General features: G+C 67.8%; 13 protein-coding genes and 2 riboswitches. Of the genes, 9 read left to right on the top strand and 4 right to left on the bottom strand.

Going from position 1 to position 21,445, the window contains the following annotated elements:
* Positions 1-14: 14 nt before the first annotated feature.
* The 3 genes from gcvP to gcvT all read right to left on the bottom strand — a co-directional run bounded on the left by gcvP (position 15) and on the right by gcvT (position 4,568).
* Positions 15-2,909 (bottom strand): aminomethyl-transferring glycine dehydrogenase, encoded by a 2,895-nt coding sequence (gene gcvP, locus J3U95_RS07725; protein ID WP_208278031.1) that lies wholly within the window; start codon positions 2,907-2,909, stop codon positions 15-17.
* An 87-nt stretch (positions 2,910-2,996) separates the two neighbouring features.
* Positions 2,997-3,377: a glycine cleavage system protein GcvH gene (gcvH, locus tag J3U95_RS07720; protein WP_147935818.1), complete on the bottom strand. Its 381-nt coding sequence runs from the start codon at positions 3,375-3,377 to the stop codon at positions 2,997-2,999.
* Positions 3,378-3,437: 60 nt separating this feature from the next.
* The gene (gcvT, locus tag J3U95_RS07715; RefSeq protein ID WP_208278030.1) at positions 3,438-4,568 is read right to left on the bottom strand and encodes a glycine cleavage system aminomethyltransferase GcvT; all 1,131 of its coding nucleotides are present in this window, start codon (positions 4,566-4,568) and stop codon (positions 3,438-3,440) included.
* Between the two features lie 46 nt (positions 4,569-4,614).
* Positions 4,615-4,709: riboswitch (glycine riboswitch) on the bottom strand.
* A gap of 17 nt (positions 4,710-4,726) precedes the next feature.
* Positions 4,727-4,812, bottom strand: a riboswitch (glycine riboswitch).
* Positions 4,813-5,246: 434 nt separating this feature from the next.
* Between gcvT and J3U95_RS07710 the strand changes: the two genes are divergently transcribed.
* From J3U95_RS07710 to J3U95_RS07670, 9 genes are all read left to right on the top strand, one after another.
* Entirely contained in the window at positions 5,247-5,807 is a 561-nt protein-coding gene (locus J3U95_RS07710) for an ATP-dependent Clp protease proteolytic subunit (protein ID WP_208278029.1), read from the top strand.
* Positions 5,808-5,950: 143 nt separating this feature from the next.
* The gene (locus tag J3U95_RS07705) at positions 5,951-8,227 is read left to right on the top strand and encodes a DUF1631 family protein (RefSeq protein WP_208278028.1); all 2,277 of its coding nucleotides are present in this window, start codon (positions 5,951-5,953) and stop codon (positions 8,225-8,227) included.
* A gap of 35 nt (positions 8,228-8,262) precedes the next feature.
* Positions 8,263-11,772 (top strand): chromosome segregation protein SMC, encoded by a 3,510-nt coding sequence (gene smc, locus J3U95_RS07700; RefSeq protein ID WP_208278027.1) that lies wholly within the window; start codon positions 8,263-8,265, stop codon positions 11,770-11,772.
* A 79-nt stretch (positions 11,773-11,851) separates the two neighbouring features.
* Positions 11,852-13,696, top strand: a complete 1,845-nt coding sequence (locus J3U95_RS07695) for a sensor histidine kinase (RefSeq protein WP_208278026.1) — start codon at positions 11,852-11,854, stop codon at positions 13,694-13,696.
* Between the two features lie 171 nt (positions 13,697-13,867).
* On the top strand, positions 13,868-15,142 hold the full coding sequence (locus J3U95_RS07690; protein ID WP_208278025.1) for a cell division protein ZipA C-terminal FtsZ-binding domain-containing protein: 1,275 nt from the start codon (positions 13,868-13,870) through the stop codon (positions 15,140-15,142).
* 57 nt (positions 15,143-15,199) lie between these two features.
* Positions 15,200-17,515, top strand: a complete 2,316-nt coding sequence (gene ligA, locus J3U95_RS07685) for an NAD-dependent DNA ligase LigA (RefSeq protein ID WP_208278024.1) — start codon at positions 15,200-15,202, stop codon at positions 17,513-17,515.
* A gap of 15 nt (positions 17,516-17,530) precedes the next feature.
* A complete protein-coding gene (gene galU, locus J3U95_RS07680; protein WP_208278023.1) occupies positions 17,531-18,424 on the top strand; it encodes a UTP--glucose-1-phosphate uridylyltransferase GalU in 894 nt (297 codons plus the stop codon).
* Positions 18,421-18,957, top strand: coding sequence for a peptide deformylase (gene def / locus J3U95_RS07675; RefSeq protein WP_208278022.1), 537 nt, complete (start codon positions 18,421-18,423; stop codon positions 18,955-18,957). Before galU ends, def begins: the two co-directional genes overlap by 4 nt.
* Complete coding sequence (locus J3U95_RS07670) at positions 18,954-19,454, top strand: hypothetical protein (RefSeq protein WP_208278021.1); 501 nt, start codon at positions 18,954-18,956, stop codon at positions 19,452-19,454. The genes def and J3U95_RS07670 overlap by 4 nt, the downstream gene beginning before the upstream one ends.
* Positions 19,455-19,490: 36 nt before the next feature.
* Here the strand turns inward: J3U95_RS07670 and J3U95_RS07665 are convergent, their stop codons facing one another.
* The gene (locus tag J3U95_RS07665) at positions 19,491-21,284 is read right to left on the bottom strand and encodes a DUF885 domain-containing protein (RefSeq protein WP_208278020.1); all 1,794 of its coding nucleotides are present in this window, start codon (positions 21,282-21,284) and stop codon (positions 19,491-19,493) included.
* Positions 21,285-21,445 lie beyond the last annotated feature (161 nt).

Below are 21,445 nucleotides of genomic sequence, written 5' to 3'. Positions count from 1 at the left end.
GTCAACCCGGGCGATTACTCGTAATCGCTGATCGGCGCGCAGCCGCAGAACAGGTTGCGGTCGCCGTACACATTGTCGGCGCGGCCGACCGGCGGCCAGTACTTCTTCTTGCGCAGGCCGGCGACCGGGAAGGCCGCCACTTCACGGGTGTAGCCGTGGGCCCAGGCGTCCGAAGTCACGACTTCGGCGGTGTGCGGCGCGCCCTTGAGCGGGTTGTCCATGCGGTCGTACTCGCCGCGCTCGACCTTGACGATCTCGGCGTGGATGGTGATCATCGCCTCGATGAAGCGGTCGATCTCGGCCTTCGATTCCGACTCGGTCGGCTCGATCATCAGGGTGCCCGGCACCGGGAAGCTCATGGTCGGGGCGTGGAAGCCGAAGTCCATCAGGCGCTTGGCCACGTCTTCGTTGCTGATGCCGGTCTTGTCCTGCAGCGGGCGCAGGTCGATGATGCACTCGTGGGCGACCAGGCCGTCGTGGCCCGCGTACAGCACCGGGTAGTGCGGGGCCAGGCGGCGCGCGATGTAGTTGGCGTTGAGGATCGCCACTTCGGTCGCCGAAGTGAGGCCTGCGGCGCCCATCATCGCGATGTACATCCACGAGATCGGCAGGATCGAGGCCGAGCCGAAGGCGGCGGCGCTGACGGCGCCGATGCCGTCGCCGTTCTCCTGACCTTCGCGCACGTAGCCGGTGGAACGCTGGTTCGGCAGGAACTTCGCCAGGTGGGCGCCGACGCCGATCGGGCCGACGCCGGGGCCGCCGCCGCCGTGCGGGATGCAGAAGGTCTTGTGCAGGTTCAGGTGGCTGACGTCGCCGCCGAAGGCGCCAGGCGCGGCCAGGCCGACCAGCGCGTTCATATTGGCGCCGTCGACGTAGACCTGGCCGCCGTGCGCGTGCACGATCTCGCACAGTTCCTTGATGCCTTCCTCGAACACGCCGTGGGTCGACGGGTAGGTGACCATCACGCAGGCCAGGTCCTTGCTGTACTGCTCGGCCTTGGCCTTCAGGTCGGCGAGATCGACGTTGCCGTTGTCGTCGCAGGCGGTGACCACGACCTTCATGCCGACCATGCTGGCCGAGGCCGGGTTGGTGCCGTGGGCCGAGGACGGGATCAGGCACACGTTGCGATGGCCTTCGCCGCGCGACTCATGGTACTTCTGGATCACCAGCAGGCCGGCGTACTCGCCCTGCGAGCCGGCGTTCGGCTGCAGCGAGATGGCGGCGTAGCCGGTGGCAGCGCACAGCATGGCTTCCAGCTGGGCGATCATCTCGCGGTAGCCGATGGTCTGCTCGTTCGGCGCCAGCGGGTGGACGTTCGAGAACTCGGGCCAGGTGACCGGCACCATCTCGGCGGTGGCGTTGAGCTTCATGGTGCACGAGCCGAGCGGGATCATCGTGCGGTCCAGCGCCAGGTCCTTGTCGGCCAGCGCGCGCAGGTAGCGCAGCATCTCGTGCTCGGCGTGGTAGCGGTTGAAGGTCGGGTGGGTCAGGTAGGCGCTGGTGCGGGCCAGCGCGGCCGGGAAGGCTTCCGCCACGCCGGCGTCCAGCTGGTCCAGGTCAAGGGTTTTGCCATTGCCGAACACTGCGAACAGGTTCGCCAGGTCGTCGCGGGTGACGGTTTCGTCGAGCGAGACGCCGACGGTGGTGGCGTCGATCTGGCGCAGGTTCAGGCCGCGCGCATTGGCTTGCTGGTGGATCGCGTTTGCATCCTGCACGCGCACGGTGACGGTGTCGAAGAAGGTCTTGTTAACCAGCTCGAAGCCCAGCTGCTGCAGGCCGGCGGCCAGGATGGTGGTCTGGCGGTGCACGCGGCGCGCGATGCGGGCCAGGCCTTGCGGGCCGTGGTAAACCGCGTACATGCCGGCCATCACGGCCAGCAGCACCTGCGCGGTGCAGATGTTCGAGGTCGCCTTTTCGCGGCGGATGTGCTGTTCGCGGGTCTGCAGCGCCAGGCGGTAGGCCGGGTTGCCCTGGGCGTCGACGGTGACGCCGACCAGGCGGCCCGACATGCTGCGCTTGAATTCGTCGCGGGTGGCCAGGTAGCCGGCGTGCGGGCCGCCGAAGCCGAGCGGCACGCCGAAGCGCTGGCTGTTGCCGACCACGACGTCGGCGCCCCATTCGCCCGGCGGGGTCAGGACCGTGAGCGCCAGCAGGTCGGCGGCCACGATCACCATCGCCCCGGCGGCATGCAGGTGCTCACAAGCAGCGCGGTAGTCGCGTACTTCGCCATCGACGCCCGGGTATTGCAGCAGCACGCCGAAGCAGGTTTCCTCGAGTTTTTCGATGTCGGCCGGTGCGATGGTGCGCACTTCGACGCCGATCGGTTCGGCGCGGGTCTCGATGATCTCGCGGGTCTGCGGCAGCACGTCGTCGGCCACGTAGAACACTTTCGAGGCCGACTTGCCGACGCGCTGGATCAGCGTCATCGCCTCGGCGGCGGCGGTGCCTTCGTCGAGCATCGACGAGTTGGCGATGCCCATGCCGGTCAGGTCGGTGATGGCCTGCTGGAAGTTCAGGATGGCTTCCAGGCGGCCTTGCGAGATCTCTGGCTGGTAAGGGGTGTAGGCGGTGTACCAGGCCGGGTTTTCGAAGATGTTGCGCAGGATGACTTTCGGCGTGTGGGTGCCGTAGTAGCCCTGGCCGATCAGCGATTTCAGCACCTTGTTCTTCGATGCCAGGCCCTTCAGCAGCGCCAGCGCTTCTTCTTCGGTACGCGGCTCGGCGAACTGGCCCAGGTCCAGCTTGTCCTTGCGGCGGATGTTGGCCGGGACCACGGCGTCGATCAGGGCGGCGCGGGTGGCGTAGCCGAGGGTCGACAGCATGGCTGCCTGTTCGGATTCGGACGGGCCGATGTGGCGCGGGATGAACGAATCGCGTGCTTCAAGTTGGGTGAGGCTGGAGCGGGTCATGATAGAAAGGAGTCTGGCGCCAATGCTGGCTGGATCGAGAAGGGGTGCACAGGGAGGTGCGCCCGGGGACGGGCGCACCTTGGACCATCAGTGGTCGGTGGTCTTGCCGTAGGCGTCGGCGTCGAGCAGCTTGTCGTAGGCGGCGGCGTCGCTCGGGGCCAGCTTGAACAGCCAGGCGCCGTAGGCATCCTGGTTGATCGAGTCGGGGGCGTCGGCGACCGGCTGGTTGACGGCGGTGACGGTGCCCGAGACCGGAGCGTAGATGTCGCTGGCGGCCTTGACCGATTCCACCACGGCGGCGTCGTCGCCCGCGGTGAATGCCTTGCCGACCTGCGGCAGTTCGACGAACACGATGTCGCCCAGCGCGTCCTGCGCGTATTCGGTGATGCCCACGGTCAGGCTGCCGTCTTCTTCGCGGCGCACCCATTCATGGGATTCGGTGTATTTCAGGTCGGTAGGGATGTTCATGGAAACTCCTGAGGATGGTGGGTTTATTAGTATACGTGTTTGTTATGACGCAACGACGATTCAGGCGGCCAGCACTTTGCCGTTGCGCACGAACGGCAGCTTGACCACGCTGGCGGCCAGGCGCTTGTCGCGAATGATCACGTGCACGGTGTCGCCGACGGCGACGTCCATCGGCACGCGCGCCAGGGCGATCGCCTGCTGCATGGACGGGCTGAAGGTGCCGCTGGTGATCTCGCCGAATTTCTCCGATTCTTTGCCGGAGGCGGCAACGACGGCCTGGTGGGCGCGCAGGATGCCGCCTTTCTCGCGCAGGATCAGGCCGACGAACTGGGCGCCCTGGCCCTTGGCCTGCAGCGCGGCCTTGCCGATGAAGTCGCGCTCGGAGACCAGGTCGATGGTCCAGGCCAGGCCGGCGTCGAGCGGGTTGGTCGTTTCGTCCATGTCCTGGCCGTACAGGTTCATGCCGGCTTCCAGGCGCAGGGTGTCGCGCGCGCCGAGGCCGGCGGGCTTGACGCCGGCGGCGAGCAGGGCATTCCACAGGGCTTCGGCCTGGCTTGCAGGCACGCCGATCTCGAAGCCGTCTTCGCCGGTATAGCCGGTGCGGGCGACCATGGCTTCGCCGAAGGCGGTATCGCCGACGATGGCGGCGTTGAACGGCTTGATGTTTTCGGTCGCCGCCTGGGTGGTCGGCAGCACCTGCCACACCTTGGCGCGGGCGTTCGGGCCCTGGACGGCGATGAGGGCGATCGGATCGTTGCCGTCGCGGCGCTGGGTGATAGTCACGCCGCTGTTGGTGGCGACATTCTGCGCGTTCATCCAGGCCACGTCCTTGTCGGCGGTGCCGGCGTTGACGACGATGCGGAACCAGTCCTCGGACAGAAAATAGACAATCAGATCGTCGATGACGCCGCCTTCGGGATTGAGCATGCACGAGTACAGGGCCTTGCCCGGCACTTGCAGCTTGTCGACGTTATTGGCCAGCAGACCGCGCAGGAAGGAGCGGGTGTTGGCGCCCTTGACGTCCACGACGCACATATGGGACACGTCGAACATGCCGGCGTCGCTGCGCACCGCGTTGTGCTCTTCGATCTGGGAGCCGTAGTTGACGGGCATATCCCAGCCGCCGAAGTCGACCATCTTGGCGCCAAGGGCACGGTGAGCGGAATTGAGCGGGGTCGCTTTGAGCGTCATGGAATCCTCGGGCATGAATAGGGTGTCGGCACGATCGTCGTGCGCTATCGACCCCTCTGTCCTTGGTACCTGAGAGATAGCGGCTGGCGCCGCTTGCCCCTTCGGTGGGCCGTATCGCGGCCGCTCTCCAGAGTTGACCGGCCGCGCCGTGCGCCGCCGTCCCTTGACCGGTCCTTTTGCCTGAGAGTTTATGGGTGAGTGCCCCTTCGGCGGCAGCGTCGCTGCGCTCTCCCGATCAAGACTGCGGAGGATATGCCAGCCCGCCACCCCTGTCAACCACACAAGCCCCCACTTTTATTTCCCCCACCCCCTTACTCAACAATTAGGGTCAGAGTCGAATTCTTTGACAACTTTCGAAGTTGCTCATTAATTCTACTCTGACCCTCATTGTTTTCTGACCGCTGGGGAAACAAAAGGCGTTCATCCGGAAAACTATTTGACGCTGAGAATCAAATCCTATTTTTGGTAGCGCTAAACCGCCCGAAATTAATTAGGGTCGGAGTCGAATTGTTTGACAACTTTGAGGAATTGCCCAATAAATCTACTCTGACCCTAATTGTAGAATTTCACTGCGGAATTGCTGGAAAGTATTGCTGCGCACTATTGGCGCAGGGCGGTCGGGGTGTTTGTCGTGATTTGCTACACTTGTTCCACTTACTTTGTAGGCGGGAATTGACTATGAACGAAGAAAAAACGTTGCAGGAGAAAGAGGGTTGGTACACGCTGTCGGGCGACGTCAACAGCGATATGGTGCACCGGATGTTCGAGGCGGTGGCGGCGATGACCGAGGACGGGATCGATACCGCCCACGTGCTGCTGCAGTCGAATGGCGGCTATGTCAGCGACGGCTTGTGCCTGTATAACTTCATGGCCAGCTCGCCGATCAAGTTTGTGATGTATAACGCCGGGGCGGTGGCCTCGATCGCGGTGGTGCTCTACCTGGCTGGCTCGCGCCGCTATGCCAGCGAGACCGCGCGCTTCATGATCCACAAGTCGCATGCGACCGCTTCGCCCGGTTCGCGGCCGGATGCGCTCAACATCATCGTCGAAGGCCTGCGCGCCGACGATGCGCGCACCGAGGCCATCCTGCGCAAGGAAATCGAACTCGCGCCCGAGCAGTGGAGCGTCCACCAGTACGGCGACCTGCACATGACCGCGCGCGATGCCAAGAAGGCAAAGATGATCCACGAGGTGCTGGACTTCGCGCCGCCGAAAGGCGCCATCCTGCGCAATATCTGAACCGGGCGCCGTCGCCAGCCGTCGCCAGCCGTCGCCGGCCGTCGCGCCGGCGGCCAGCGACGCCCCGGCCAGGATGTGTTTGGTCATTGCTGAGAGGTAAGAATATGGCAGAATAGGGGCTTGCCTCACTTCGCCGAACCGTCATGGCCACCCCATCCGCCCAGAGCTCTGCCGCGCGCAAGGCCGCATCCGCCCAGCAGGCGGCGCTGGCCGAGCTGGTCGACATCGCGCGCAGCCATGCCGAGTCCGGCCTGGCGGACATGGCGCGGCGCATGGTGTCCGCGCTGCTCGACCTGACCGCGGCCGGACTCGACCCCGCCACCGTCATGCGGCGCGTAAAATCCGGCAATCTCCTCAAGGACAACGGCTACGCCTTCACCCACCTGGCGACGAGCGAGATCGAAGCGGCGCTGCGCCGCGAAGTCGCGGGCCTGCTCCCGCACGCCGCCGGCGTCCCGAATGCGGCCCCGGCCACCGCGGCCGAACTGAGCCTGGTCCCGCTGGAACAGATCGACCAGCAGATGGCGCTGGGCGCCGTCAGCCGGCCCTTCGACCTGCAGCATTCCGAGGGCCTGGCCACGCTGGGCGTGCGCCTCGGCCTGCTGCTCGGGCGCGACCTGGTGCGCGCCGCGCACAACCCCTTCCGTCCCGACGTCTTCCTGGCCGCCGTGGACGCGGCCTGGCGCCAGTTCGAGCCCGATCCCGACGCCCACGGCCTGGTGGCGCCGCTGCTGCGTCCCGGCCTGATGTTCGACCTGGGACCGATGTACGAGGCCTTGATCGAGAAGCTCAAGGCACGCAAGGGCGACAACGCCGACACCCGCTTCAGCAAGACCGACGACCGCGCGTCGCGCCAGGCCGAACGCGCCCGGCGCGATGCCGCGCTGGCCCAGCAGCTGCGCCAGCTGTTCGACCCGGCGCTGGCTGTCGACGAGATCCCGAACCTGCCGCAGGGCAGCGGCGGCTGGCGTCCGAGCGCGGCGTCCGGCTTCGCGGTGGCGCCGTTGGCGCCGCCCGCGCCTGCAGCGGGCGCCGTTCCCTCGGGCGCCGCCGCCGGCGTGACCGCCCATCCGTCACCGGTCTACGCCTCGGGCGGCGCCGGCAGCGCCGTGCCGCTGGCGCCGTCCGCGCAGCCCTTGACGCATTCCTTGAGTGAGCTCCTGGCCCGCGCCGGCGCCGCGGCCCGGGACGCCGCCCCCGGCGTCCCCGTCCTGCCCGGCCTGCGCGCCAGCCTGCCGCAGGGCGCCCTGTCGCGCGCCGACGAAACGACGCTCGACCTGCTGTCGCGCGTGTTCGGCAGCGTGCTGCAGGACGACGGCGTCGCCCCCGAGACGCGCGAGCTGATCGGCCACCTGCAGCTCCCGGTCCTGCGCACCGCGCTGCGCGACCGTAGCTTCTTCTTCCAGGAGAGCCATCCGGCGCGGCGCCTGCTCGACCTGCTGTCGCAGGCCGGCTGGGAACGCCCCCTGGACGCGGACGACCCGGTCTACCGCGCCATGCGCAGCAGCGTCGAGCGCGTGCGCGGCCAGCTTGACCCCGAATTCGGCGCTGCCGTGGCCGATCTCGAAGCCGGCCTGGCCGCGCGCGATCATATGGAAGAAGCGGCGATGGCGGCGCCCATCGCCCAGGCCATGCGCAGCGAGAAGCGCGCCGCCGCCGAGCGTTCGGCCCGGCGCGCGGTGGCGCTGCGCCTCACCGGAGAGCAGCTGATACCGGCCGTCTCGGGCTTTCTGGAGGGCCGCTGGAGCGCCGCGCTGGCACTGGCCTACACGATCGAGGACAGCCGTCCCGGCGCCGTCGACAATGCCACGCGCACGATGGAAGACCTGATCTGGAGCGTCAAGCCGAAGGCGACCCAGGAGCAGAGGAAGGCCCTGATCGCGCGCCTGCCGGCGCTGCTGGCAAGCCTGAACAACTGGCTCGACGCCACCCGCTGGCAGGATGCCGAGCGCCTGCAGTTCTTCGCCGAGCTGGCCGAATGCCACGCCTCGATCGTGCGCGCGCCGATCGAGTTGCTGCCCGAACGCCAGCTCGAACTGGCGCTCGAGGCGGCGCAGCAGGATGCGCTGCGCCGGGTCGCCCAGGAGCAGGAAGAAGAGCGGGAACAGGCCAGGATCCGGGCCGAGGAAGCGCAGGCGGCGGCAAGCGATCCGGCCGCCGCCCTGCTTGCCAGCCTGGAGCGCGGCATGCGCCTCGAGCTGAGCGAGGCGCACATCGTGCGCCGGGTGCGCCTGGCCTGGGTCAGCCCGCTGCGCACGTTGTACATCTTCTCGGGCGCCGGGCGCCAGGAAGCGTTTTCGCTGCCGGCCGCGCGCCTGGCCGAGCTGCTGCGCGAAGGCGCGATGCGCGTGGTGGCGGCCGAGGGCGTGGTCGGCCGCATCCTGAGCGCGGCGGTCAAGCCCATGCCGGCAATGGTATGATGCGCGCTTTACCTCTACAGTCATAGCCGATCCACGTGCGCCTCTCTTCCATCAAATTGTCGGGATTTAAGTCGTTCGTCGATCCCACCAATTTCCAGGTGCCGGGTCAGCTGGTCGGCGTGGTCGGCCCCAACGGCTGCGGCAAATCCAATATCATCGACGCGGTGCGCTGGGTGCTGGGCGAGTCGAAAGCCTCCGAACTGCGCGGCGAGTCGATGCAGGACGTGATCTTCAACGGCTCCACCCACCGCAAGAGCGCCGGCCGCGCCTCGGTCGAACTGGTGTTCGACAACAGCGCCGGCAAGGCCGCCGGCCAGTGGGGCCAGTACGCCGAGATCGCGGTCAAGCGCACGCTCACGCGCGACGGCACGTCCACTTATTACATCAACGGCCAGCCGGTGCGCCGGCGCGACATCCAGGACATCTTCCTCGGCACCGGTCTCGGTCCGCGCGCCTACGCCATCATCGGCCAGGGCATGATCGCGCGCATCATCGAATCGCGCCCGGAAGAACTGCGGGTCTTCCTCGAAGAAGCGGCCGGCGTCTCGAAGTACAAGGAACGGCGCCGCGAGACCGAGAACCGCCTGTCGGACACGCGCGAGAACCTGCTGCGGGTCGAGGACATCCTGCGTGAACTCAACGCCAACCTCGAAAAACTGGAGGCCCAGGCGGCGGTGGCGAATCGCTTCCGCCAGCTGCAGGCCGACCAGGAAGAAAAGCAGAAGCTGCTCTGGCTGATGCGCAAGAACGAGGCCAAGGCTGAACAGGTGAAATTCTTCCGCGAGATGGAAGAGGCGCAAACCGCCCTGGAAGCGCAGACTGCCAGGCTGCGCAGCGTCGAGGTCGACCTCGAACACCTGCGCCAGGCCCACTTCGCCGCCGGCGACCGCCTGCACACGGCGCAGGGCGCGCTGTACCAGATCAATTCCGAGATCGGCAGCCTGGAGGCGCAGATCAAGTTCGTGGTCGAGTCGCGCACCCGGCTGCAGAACCAGATCGTCACGCTCACCGCCCAGCGCGATCAATGGCTGGCGCAGGAGCAGGAACAGCGCGAGGGCCAGGAAGAAGCGGAGATGCAGCTCGAGGAACTGGCCGCGCGCGCCGAAGGCGCCCAGATCGCGGTCGAGGTCCACAACGAGCGCCTGCCCGAGCTGGAAGCGGCCTGGCGCGCCGGCCAGGAAAGCTCGACCGCCTCGCGCGCGCGCATCATGCAGGTCCAGCAGCGCATCGAGCTGGCCTCGGCCCACGGCCGCAATGCCGCCGGCATCCTGAACAACCTGGCGGCGCGGCGCGAACGCCTGCAGCAGGAGAGGAATGGCCTCAACCTGCCCGACAGCGCGACCCTCGACAACCTGCGCCTGCAGCTGGAAGAAAAGCAGATGGCGCTGGAAGAGCAGACCATGCTGTTGGAGGAGGCGACCGGCCGGCAAGAGGCGGTCGAACTCGAACGCAAGGAGGCGCATGCCCAGGTGCAGATGGAGAGCGCCGCCAACGCCCAGCTGGAGGCGCGCCTGAACGCGCTGCGCCAGATGCAGGAGCGCGTGCAGACCCAGGGCAAGGTCCAGCCCTGGCTCGAGAAGCACGAGCTGGCCGGCTTGCCGCGCCTGTGGCAAAAGCTGGACGTGGAAGAGGGTTGGGAGACCGCACTCGAGGCCGTGCTGCGCGAGCGTTCCGGCGCCCTCGAAGTGTCGAACATCGACTGGGCCAGGGCCTTCGTGCTCGACGCCCCACCGGCCCGCCTGGCGCTGTACGCGCCGCAGGCGGGCGCTCATCCGGCGCCACCTGACGGTTTCAAGCCATTTTCGAGCCTGCTGCGCGTGAACGACGCCGGCGTGCGCGGCGTGCTCGAAGACTGGCTGCACGGGGTCTACGTGGCCGTCGATGCGGCACAGGCGCTCGCCGAGCGCGCGCGCCTGCCGCAGGGCGCCGCCTTCGTCACCCGCGAAGGTCACCTGGTGACCCGTTCCAGCGTGCGCTTCCACGCGCCGGACGCCGAGCAGGACGGCATGCTGGCGCGCCAGCACGAGATCGAGAACATCGGCAAACAGCTCAAGGCCCAGGCCTTGCTGGCCGACGAGGCGCGTGCGCGCGCGGTCCGCGCCGATGCCGCCGTCACCGACCTGGCGCGCCGGCTGCAGGATGCCCGCGGCCGCGTGGCCACCTTGCAGCGCGAGGGACATGCGCTGCAGATCGAGGTGCTCAAGCAGAGCGAGATCGAGGCCCGCTTCAACCAGCGGAGCGGCCAGATCGCGGACGACCTGTCCGAGATCGCGGCCCAGGAAGCCGAGCAACGCCAGACCCAGCTTGAGGCTGAGCAGGAATTCGAACAGCTCGACCTGGAACTGGCCGAGCTGCAGGAAGCGCACGAAGAAGGCCAGACCGCCTTCCTCGAACAGGAGCAGGCCCTGGGCCGCGCGCGCGAGCACCTGCGCGAGCTGGAACGCAGCGCGCAAGAGGCCCAGTTCGCCGAGCGCGCCCAGCGCAGCCGCATCGAGGAATTGCGCCGCACGATGGCGACTGCCGCCACCCAGGCCGAACAGGTCGGCGCCAGCCTGGCCCAGGCGCGCCTGGAACTGGAAACCCTGGAAAGCGGCACCGCGCACGAAGGCCTGCAAGAGCTGCTCGACCGCCGCACGAAGCAGGAAGTGGCGCTGTCCGACGCCCGCCACGAGCTGGACCAGGTAGCCCAGCAGCTGCGGGCGGCCGAAGAGGCGCGCATGGGGTCCGAGCGCAGCCTGCAGCCGCAGCGCGACCGCATCACCGAGATGCAATTGAAGGAGCAGGCCGCGCGCCTGAACCAGGAGCAGTTCGCCGAGGCGCTGGCCGCCACCGGCGCCGACGAGGCGGCACTGAGCGAAAAGCTCGTTCCGGAACTGAAGCCCCAGTACCTGCAGGGCGAAGTCACGCGGCTGACGAATGCCATCAACGGCCTGGGCGCGGTCAACCTGGCGGCGGTCGACGAGCTGGCCCAGGCCACCGAGCGCAAGCGCTTCCTGGATTCGCAGAACGCCGACCTGAACGAGGCCATCACCACGCTCGAAGACGCGATCGGCCGCATCGACCGCGAGACGCGCGACCTGCTGCAGGACACCTTCGACCGCGTCAATGGCCACTTCTCGGAACTGTTCCCGATCCTGTTCGGCGGCGGCAATGCCAGGCTGGTGATGACGGGCGACGAGATCCTGGACGCGGGCGTGCAGGTCATGGCCCAGCCGCCGGGCAAGAAGAACGCCACCATCCACCTGCTGTCGGGCGGCGAGAAGGCGCTGACCGCGACCGCCCTGGTGTTCTCGATGTTCCGCCTGAACCCGGCGCCATTCTGCCTGCTCGACGAGGTCGACGCGCCGCTGGACGACGCCAATACCGAACGCTTCTGCCGCATGGTCAAGCGCATGTCCGACCACACCCAGTTCCTGTTCATCTCGCACAACAAGATCGCGATGGAGATGGCCAGCCAGCTGATCGGGGTGACGATGCAGGAGCAGGGCGTTTCGCGCATCGTCGCGGTGGACATGGAGTCGGCCGCCGACCTGGCCGCCGCCTGAACGGGCGCGGACTTCCCGGACCGCCGTGCTACACTGGCCCGGCTCTGCCAGGGCGCGTCCCACCGTACGATTGCTTGCAATGACCCACCACTCCAGATCACCGCAGCCTACCCATATCCCTTCAGCACTGGAGCAGGGCTTGCGGCTGATCGGCGCGTCGCCGGCGCCGATGTTCATCGTGCACGGCGACGGCGTCATGGCCGCAGCCAATCCGGCCTTCACGGCGCTGCTGGAAGGGGCTCGGGCCGCATCTCCCGATGCCTGGACGCCGCTCGCCGCGCTGCTGCCGGGCGCCATCGACCCGGTTGCGCGCATCCTCGACGGCAGCCTGGCCCAGGCCAGCTCCGAGCTGGAGCTTCCCACCCGCATCGGGCTCGCCCTGTCGCCGGTGTGCGAAGCCGATGGCGCCATCGTCGGGGTGCTGGGCGTGGCCGCGGCGCTGCCGCCGCAAGTCGACCAGGCCGCGCGCGAACTGGGGCGGCTGGTCGAACTCAGTCCGGTCGGCGTGGTGCGCTACACCGTCGACGGCGAGATCCTCGATTGCAACGACGCCTTTCTCTCCATGCTGGGGCTGAGCCAGGAGGACCGCCTCCGCGGCCTGTCCTGGCGCGCCCTGACGCCGCCCGAGTGGCGCGAGGTCGACGACGCCGGCCTTGCGCGCCTGCGGGCGCACGGGGTGATGCCGCTGATCGAGAAGGAATTCCTGCACCGCGACGGCCGCCGCATTCCGGTGCTGGTCGGCGCCGGCAACCTGCTGGCCGATGGCCGCCAGGGCTTCGGCGTGGTGATCGACATCTCGGCGACCCGCGCCGCCGAGCGCGCGCTGGCGGAGAGCGAGGCGCGCTTTCGCGCGATCACCAATGCGATGCCGCAGATGGTGTGGTCGACCCGGCCCGACGGCTTCCACGATTACTACAACGACCAGTGGTACGCCTTCACCGGGGCGCCGCCCGGGATGACCGACGGCGAGGCCTGGAACGGCATGTTCCATCCGGACGACCAGGAGGCAGCCTGGGCCAGGTGGCGCCATTCCCTGGACACCGGCGAGCCCTACGAGATCGAGTACCGCCTGCGCCACCACAGCGGCGCCTACCGCTGGGTGCTGGGCCGCGCCTTGCCGGTGCACGACTCGCGAGGGGTGATACAGCGCTGGATGGGCACCTGCACCGACATCCATGAGCACAAGCTGACCGAGGACGCGCTGCGCGAAGCCGACCAGCGCAAGGACGAGTTCCTCGCCATGCTCGGCCACGAGCTGCGCAATCCGCTGGCGCCGATCCGCAGCGCGGCGGCGCTGCTGCCCCTGGCCAAGGCCGATCCGGCCCGGGTCGAGCACATTGGCCAGGTGATCGCGCGCCAGGTCACCCACATGACCGGCCTGATCGACGACCTGCTGGACGTGTCGCGCGTGCCCCGCGGACTGATCGCGCTGGTCCAGGAAGACGTGGCGGCGCGCCTGCTGGTCGACGAGGCCGTCGAGCAGGCGCGCCCGCTCATCGAGGCGCGCGCGCACGCGCTGTCGGTGGCCGACCACGCCGGCGGGGCCTGCATCCATGGCGACCGCAAGCGCCTGGTCCAGGTGCTGGCGAACCTGTTGTCGAACGCGGCCAAGTATACGCCGCCGGGAGGGCGCATCGTCGTCGCGCTGGCGCGGGTGGACGGCATGGTCGAGATTGCGGTCAGCGACAACGGCATCGGCATGGCGCCCGAGCTGGTCGACGGCGTGTTCGAACTGTTCCGCCAGGGGCAGCGCACCCCGGACCGCTCGCAGGGCGGCCTGGGCATCGGGCTGGCCCTGGTCAAGAGGCTGGTGCACCTGCATGGCGGCCGGGTCGGCGCATCGAGTCCGGGAGAGGGGCAGGGCAGCGAAGTCGTGGTCGCCCTGCCGGCCTGCCGCGAGGCGGGCGCGCCGGCGCCGGCATGAAGATCGCAGGGCACGCCGGCTATCCATGGCGTCCGCGCGGGGGAGTTGGTATGATGGCACGAGTTTTCGTGGGGAGCGCCCGCACGGATGGCATTTCGATCGAATCAACCTTCGCGCACGACAACAGGACCCGGCGTCCGGCGCGAATTTCGCTATTGAGGCACAAGCAGCATGACTGATTTCCAAATGAGCCTGATCGCAGCCGGCGGCGTCTTCGTCGTCGGCGTCATCACCTATAACAAGTGGCAGGAATACAAGGCCAGGAAGAGCGTCGAACGCGCCTTCGCCTCCGACCACGACGACGTCCTGATGCGCGACGGCGAGCAGGCCCCGGCCGTGGACCGTCACGAGCCGGTGTTCGAGGCCGACCTCGAAGAGAAGGCGCCGGTAATCGCCAAGGAACCCGTGCTCGACGCCGACGCCTTCGTGCCCAGCGACGTCAAGCCCGAGCCGCAGCTGGACACGCCGGCGCCGACGCCGGCGCCAGCCGCACCGGCTTCGGCTCCGACTCCGGCGGCGCCGGTCACGCCGACCGCCAGCGCCCCCGCCACCACCTACCGCGCCGCCGGCGCCAGCGCCGCCCAGGATGCGGTGGCGGCCTCGCTGCCGGGTACCCGTCCCGGCATGCCGCCGGCCGAGCTGGCCGAATGCCTGGTCGATCCGTTGATCGACTGCCTGATTCCCCTTTCGCTCGAAACGCCTGTCCGCGGCGACAAGATCCTGCCGACCCTGCAAACGCTGCGCCGCGTCGGCAACAAGCCAATCCACTACATCGGCTTCGCCGTCAGCGGCGACTGGGAGCCGATCGTGCATGGCGGCGTGTACACCAAGCTGCAGGCGGGCGTGCAGATGGCGACCCGCACCACGGCGCTGAACGAACTCGAATACTCCGAGCTGGTCACCCGCCTGCGCGCGGTAGCCGACGAGATCGGGGCCGAGCCGGAAGTGCCGGACATGATCGAGGTGATGGCCGAGGCGCGCATCCTGCATCGCTTCGTGGCCGGTCACGATGCCCAGCTGGGCGTGAACCTGGCCGCGAATGGCGCGCCGTGGGCGATGTCGACGCTGATCGGCGCCCTCGAGAACGCGGGCTTCGACGTGCGTCCGGACGGCCGCTTTGCGATGCCCGACAAGGAAAGCTCGGGCGGCGGCGTGCTGTTCACTCTGTCGACCAACGTCACCCTGGGCGCCGACACCACCTCGCGCCTGACCCTGCTGCTGGACGTGCCGTGCGTGGCCCCGGCGCGCGACGGCTTCGGCCGCATGGTCGAGACGGCGCGCGGCCTGACGCAGCGCCTGGACGCGACCATCGTCGACGATTTCGACCAGCCGCTGGTGGATGAGGCGCTGGACGAGATCAAGGGCCAGGTGGGCGAGTTCTACCAGGAGATGGACGCGGCCGACATTCCGGCCGGCTCGACCCGCGCGCTGCGCCTGTTCAGCTGAGGAAGTCCGGTGACCGAGCAAGAGCAACAGAATGACCGCCAACGCAGCATTGAACAAATGCGATGGCTGGTCGCGGAACTGAACCGCGCCAGCTACAACTACCATGTGCTGGACGCGCCGACGATTCCCGATGCCGAGTACGACAAGCTGTACCACGAGCTGCTGGCGCTGGAAACGAAGCACCCCGAGGCGGTCGATCCCGACTCGCCGACCCAGCGCGTCGGCGACGCCCCGATTCCCGAATTCAGCCAGGTGACGCACGCCGTGCCGATGCTGTCGCTGAACAACGGCTTCACCGATGACGATATCGAGAACTTCGACCGCCGCGTGCGCGAGGGCCTCGAAACGCGGCAGGTGACCTACAACGCCGAACTCAAGTTCGACGGCCTGGCGATCAGCCTGCGCTACGAGAATGGCCGCCTGGCGCAGGCCGCGACCCGCGGCGATGGGTATACGGGCGAAGACGTCACCGCCAATATCCGCACCGTGAACGTGATTCCGCTGCGCCTGCACGGAAGCGACGTGCCGGCGGTGCTCGAGGTGCGCGGCGAAGTCCTGATGTTCAAGCGCGACTTCGAGGCGCTCAACGAGCGCCAGCGCGCCGCCGGCCAGAAGGAATTCGCCAATCCGCGCAACGCCGCCGCCGGCAGCCTGCGCCAGCTCGACTCGCGCATTACGCGCCAGCGCAAGCTGCGCTTCTTCGCCTATGGCGTTGGCCAGCTCGAAGGCGCCGAGCTCCCGGAAACGCATTCCGGCACGCTCGACTGGCTCGATGCCCTGGGCCTGCCGGTCGCGAAAGAGCGCAAGGTGGTCACCGGCCAGGACGGCCTGCTCGAGTTCTACCGCGACATCGGCGAACGCCGCAAGTCGCTGCCCTACGAGATCGACGGCGTGGTCTATAAAGTCGACCGCATCCAGGACCAGCGCGCGCTGGGTTTCGTCTCGCGCGCGCCGCGCTTCGCGCTCGCCCATAAATTCCCGGCCGAGGAAGCATTGACCACGGTCCAGGCGATCGAGGTGCAGGTCGGCCGCACCGGCGCCATCACGCCGGTGGCGCGCCTGGTGCCGGTCTCGGTCGGCGGCGTCACCGTCACCAACGCCACCCTGCACAACGAAGACGAAGTGCGGCGCAAGGACGTGCGCGTGGGCGACACCGTGATCGTGCGCCGCGCCGGCGACGTCATCCCCGAGGTGCTGTCGGTGGTGCTGGAACGTCGCCCGAGCTCGGAACCGGCGGTCTATGCATTGCCGAAGCAATGCCCGGTATGCGGTTCGCACGTGGTGCGCGAGGCCGATGAGGCGATCGCGCGCTGCTCCGGCGGCCTGACCTGCGCGGCACAGCGCAAGGAAGCGATCCGCCACTTCGCGGGCCGGCGCATGATGGACATCGAAGGCCTGGGCGACCGCTATATCGACAGCCTGGTCGAGGCGAACCTGGTCAAGGGTGTGGCCGACCTGTACAAGCTCACGCTCGATGACCTGCTCAAGATGAAGCGCCTGGCCGACGAACGCGACGGTACCACGCCCGAGACGGTCAAGCAGGGCAAGGTCGCCACGAAGTGGGCCGACAACCTGCTGGCCGCGATCGCCGCCAGCAGGCAGCCGCCGCTCGAACGCCTGCTGTTCGCGCTCGGTATCCGCCACGTGGGCGAGTCGACCGCCAAGACGCTGGCCGACTGGCTCGGCAGCCTGAACCTGGTACGACGCGCGCCGGCCGCGCTGCTGCGCGTGCTGCCCGATATCGGCGGCACGGTGGCCGAGTCGATCGCCGAATTCTTCGCCGAAGAAAAGAACCAGATCGCCCTGAATGCCTTGCTGGACGCGGGCGTGGGGCCGAAGGGCGAGCATCCGCCGAAGGCGCAGCTGCGCGAAAAGCTCGACGAGATCAAGCTGCTGGCCGCGCTCGACATCCCGAAACTGACCGAGCCGCGCGCGCGCCAGGTGGTGGGCGCCGGCCAGACGCTGGAAGACATCGGCGTGCGCACCGACTTCGGCATCTTCGGCCTGCCGGCGACGGTCGCGGCGGCGCTCGAGGAATGGATGGCGGTGCGCGAGAACCGTGAGCGGCTGCAGGCGCTGGCGGCGCTGCGCCGCTCGCTGCTGGAATCCCTGCCCGAGGTCTCGGCGGCGGCCGCGCCCGAGGGCCCGCTGGCCGGCAAGACCTTCGTCCTGACCGGCACCTTGCCGACCATGAGCCGCGACGCGGCCGGCGCGCTGATCGAGCAGGCCGGCGGCAAGGTGTCGGGCTCGGTGTCGAAGAAGACTTCCTACGTGGTGGCCGGCGCGGAAGCCGGCAGCAAGCTGGCCAAGGCCGAGGAGCTGGGCATCACCATCCTGGACGAGGCGGCGCTGCTGGCGCTCCTCGGACAATAACCGAACTGGACCACGATGAACCTGATTCGCAAAGCCGTATTCCCCGTCGCCGGCCTGGGCAGCCGCTTCCTGCCGGCGACCAAGGCGCAGCCCAAAGAGATGCTGCCCATCGTCGACAAGCCGCTGATCCAGTACGCGGTCGAAGAGGCGGTCGCCGCCGGCGTCACTGAACTGATCTTCATCACGGGCCGCAACAAGCGCGCCATCGAAGACCATTTCGACAAGGCCTACGAGCTCGAATCCGAGCTCGAGGCGGCCGGCAAGCAGGCCCTGCTCGAGACCGTGCGCGGCGTGATCCCGAGGAACGTCAACTGCATCTACATCCGCCAGTCGTCGCCCCTGGGCCTGGGCCACGCGGTGCTGTGCGCGCGTCCGGTGGTGGGCAACGAGCCCTTCGCCGTGCTGCTGGCGGACGATTTCATGGACACCGCCGACGGCCAGAAACCGGTGCTGGCCCAGATGGCCGACGTCTACGGCTATGAGCGCAGCAGCATCCTGGCGGTGCAGGACGTGCCGCGCGAGCACACCCGCCAGTACGGCATCGTCAGCGCCTCGGCCTACCGCCAGGACCTGGAGCTGGTGTCGGGCATCGTCGAGAAGCCGCAGCCTGCGGACGCGCCATCGACCCTGGCCGTGGTCGGCCGCTACGTGCTGTCGCCGTCGATTTTCGGCTACCTGGAAAACATCGGCAAGGGCGCCGGCGGCGAGATCCAGCTCACCGACGGCATCGCGGCCCTGATGCGGGACGAACGCGTGCTGGCCTACCGCTATGCCGGCCAGCGTTACGATTGCGGCTCCAAGCTGGGTTATCTGCAGGCCACCGCCGCGATCGGCCTGAAGCACCCGGAAACGGCCGAGGGCTTCCGCGCTTCGCTGGCCGGCCTGCTTGAAGGACGAGGCCTGGCATGACGGTGCGCGAGATCCTGAAAATGGGCGATCCGCGCCTGCTGCGGGTCGCGCAGCCGGTGACGCAATTCGATACGCCCGAGCTGCATGCGCTGATCGCCGACATGTTCGAGACCATGCATGCTGCCAACGGCGCCGGCCTGGCCGCGCCGCAGATCGGCGTCGACCTGCAACTGGTGATCTTCGGCTTCGGCAGCAACCAGCGCTATCCCGATGCGCCGCCGGTGCCCGAGACGGTCTTGATCAATCCCGTGCTCACGCCCCTGTCGGACGAGATGGAAGAGGGCTTCGAAGGCTGCCTGTCGGTACCCGGCCTGCGCGGCAGCGTGCCGCGTCATACGCGCCTGCATTACGAAGGCTTCGACCAGTTCGGCAAGCGCATCGTGGTTGACGCCGAAGGCTTCCATGCGCGCGTGGTGCAGCACGAAGTGGATCACCTGCTGGGCATCTTGTATCCGATGCGAATCCGCGACTTTTCCCGCTTCGGCTTCAGCGAAGTGATGTTCCCCCACCTTGATCCCGGAGCCGACGATTGAGCCGTGCTTTATGTTCCCTGGCGCTGCTGGGCGCCGCCTGTCTTGCCGCGCCCGCGGCAAGCGCCGCTGACTTCTTCACGAAGATCGATCCGTCGCCCACCAGCGAACTGTGGATCGACACCGGCTTCTACACCGCCCACTTCGACGGCGACAAGGATCTGAACGACAACAACAAGGGCCTGGCCTTCGAATACCGCTTCAAGGGCACGATGACGGCGACTGCCGGCCGCTTCTACAACAGCGACCGCGCCTGGTCGAATTACGCGGGCGTGATCTGGCAGCCGTATGCGGTCGGCCCGGTGCGCGTGGGCCTGGCGCTGGCCGCGTTCGACGGCTATCCGAAGACCCGCGACGGCGGCTGGTTCCCGGGCGCGATCCCGACCCTGACCTACGAATACAAGCGGGTTGGCGTGAATGTCGGGATCATCCCGAACTACAAGGACCGGCTGTATGGCGGGATTTCGTTCCAGCTGAAGTTCAAGCTGTTCGACAAATAAAAAAGGGGCCGCGCGATGCGGCCCCTTTGCCGATGATCAGCCTTCCTTCGGATACGGACTCGGTCCGCCATCCGCGATGAACTGGTCGATCCGCTGCTGCAGCACCGGCAGCGGCACCGAACCCACGTGCAGCACGGTGTCGTGGAAGTTGCGGATGTCGAACTTCGACCCGAGCGCCTTCTCGGCGCGGGCGCGCGCTTCCTGGATCGCCATCTGGCCCAGGTAGTAGGACAGCGCCTGGCCCGGCCACGAGATGTAGCGGTCGACTTCGGTCTCCACCTCGTGCTTCGACAGCGCGGTGTTCTGCAGCAGGTAGTCCTGCGCCTGCTCGCGGGTCCAGCCCTTGGCGTGCACGCCCGTGTCGACCACCAGGCGCGAGGCGCGCCAGGCCTGGTAGCTGAGCATGCCGAAGACCTCGTACGGGGTCTCGTAGATATCCATCTCGGTGCCCAGCCGCTCGGTGTACAGCGCCCAGCCTTCGCCGTAGGCCGAGATATAGGCGCGGCGGAATGGCGGCACGCCTTTCTGTTCCTGCGCCAGCGGGATCTGGAAGGCGTGACCCGGCGCGGATTCGTGCAGGGTCAGGGCCGGCAGGCTGTACAGGGGCCGCGCCGGCAGGTTGTACGTGTTCACCCAATAGGTGCCCGGGCCGCCGCGGCCCGCGGTCCAGAACGGCGCCTGGTCGTCCGGCACCGGCACGATCGCGAAACGGCGGCGCGGCAGGTGGCCGAAGAACTGGTCGGCCTTGGCGTCGAATTTCTTGGATGTCCAGGCCGCGCTCTTGAGCAGCTCTTGCGGCGTCTTCGCATAGAACTGCGGATCGGTGCGCAGGAAATGCAGGAAGGCCTGCAGGTCGCCCTTGAAGCCCACCTGCTTCATGACGTCGTGCATCTCGGCGCGGATCTTCGCCATCTCGGCCAGGCCGATCGCGTGGATCTGGTCGGCCGTCAGGTCGGTGGTCGTGAACTCCACGATCTTCGACTGGTAGTACGCCTTCCCGCCCGGCATGTCCTGGGCCGCCAGCGTGGTGCGCGCCTTCGGCACGTACTCGTCGCGGAAGTAGGCCAGCGCCTTGGCGTAGGCCGGCTGTATCTTGTCCTGGATGAGGGCCACCGCCTGTGCGCGCAGCGCTTCCTGCTCGGCGGCCGGCATCGCGGCCGGCATCTGCCTGAACGGGTTGTAGAACACGACGTCCTGCGGCGTTTTTGCCCCGGCCACCGAGCTCAAGGTGCCCTCGCGGCCGGCCAGGGTGACCTTGGGCGGGGTGAAGCCGCGCGCCAGGCCGGCGCGCATATTGTCCAGCTCCTGGTCGAAATAGGCTGGCAGGCCTTCGAGCATTGCCAGGTACTTGCGGTACTCGTCGGCGCTCTTCAGGGGGCGGCGCGCGGCGTAGGCGACGTCCGACCAGAACGCGGTATCGGCGTTGACCGGCTGCTCGTATTCGCGGAAGCGCTGGGCGTCATGCAGGGCGGCGATCTGGGCGCGGTAGACGGCGAAGTTGATGCGTTCGGCGGGCGAAAGCGCGCTCGGTGCGATCGCATCGAGTTCCTTGAGGATGCCGGCCCAGTAGACGCGGCGCGCTTCCTGAGCGGCGGCGTCGACCCTCGCATAGCCCGGATTCGCGTTGGGCGCGTTTTCGTCGCGCGCCAGGCGCTCGGCGATGCGCCACTTCCATTCCTTGGTGTAGATGTCCTTGAATCGCGCATCGGCTGCGGTGGCAGCCGCGTGCGCCGCAGGTGCGCTCGTTGCGGCCATGGCCGTCGGCGCGAACGCCATACCCATCACGACGGCGGCCGTGGAGACGGCGGCGCCCAGCTTGCTTATTTTCATTGATCCCCTGCTTGATAAAGAGCATTATTGCTCGGCGATACACATCTTAGCGGGGAAACAGGCACATGCCTACCGCATGTTTTGTATCGTAAATACTTATACTGCAGCATGGTGCGCTGCAACTTTAATCGCCGGATATCCGGGGAATGGAAGGAAGCCAA

It is taken from the genome of Massilia oculi, from assembly GCF_017582745.1.
Lineage (GTDB): Bacteria > Pseudomonadota > Gammaproteobacteria > Burkholderiales > Burkholderiaceae_D > Telluria > Telluria oculi_A.
This window is presented reverse-complemented; position numbering and strand designations above follow the sequence as displayed.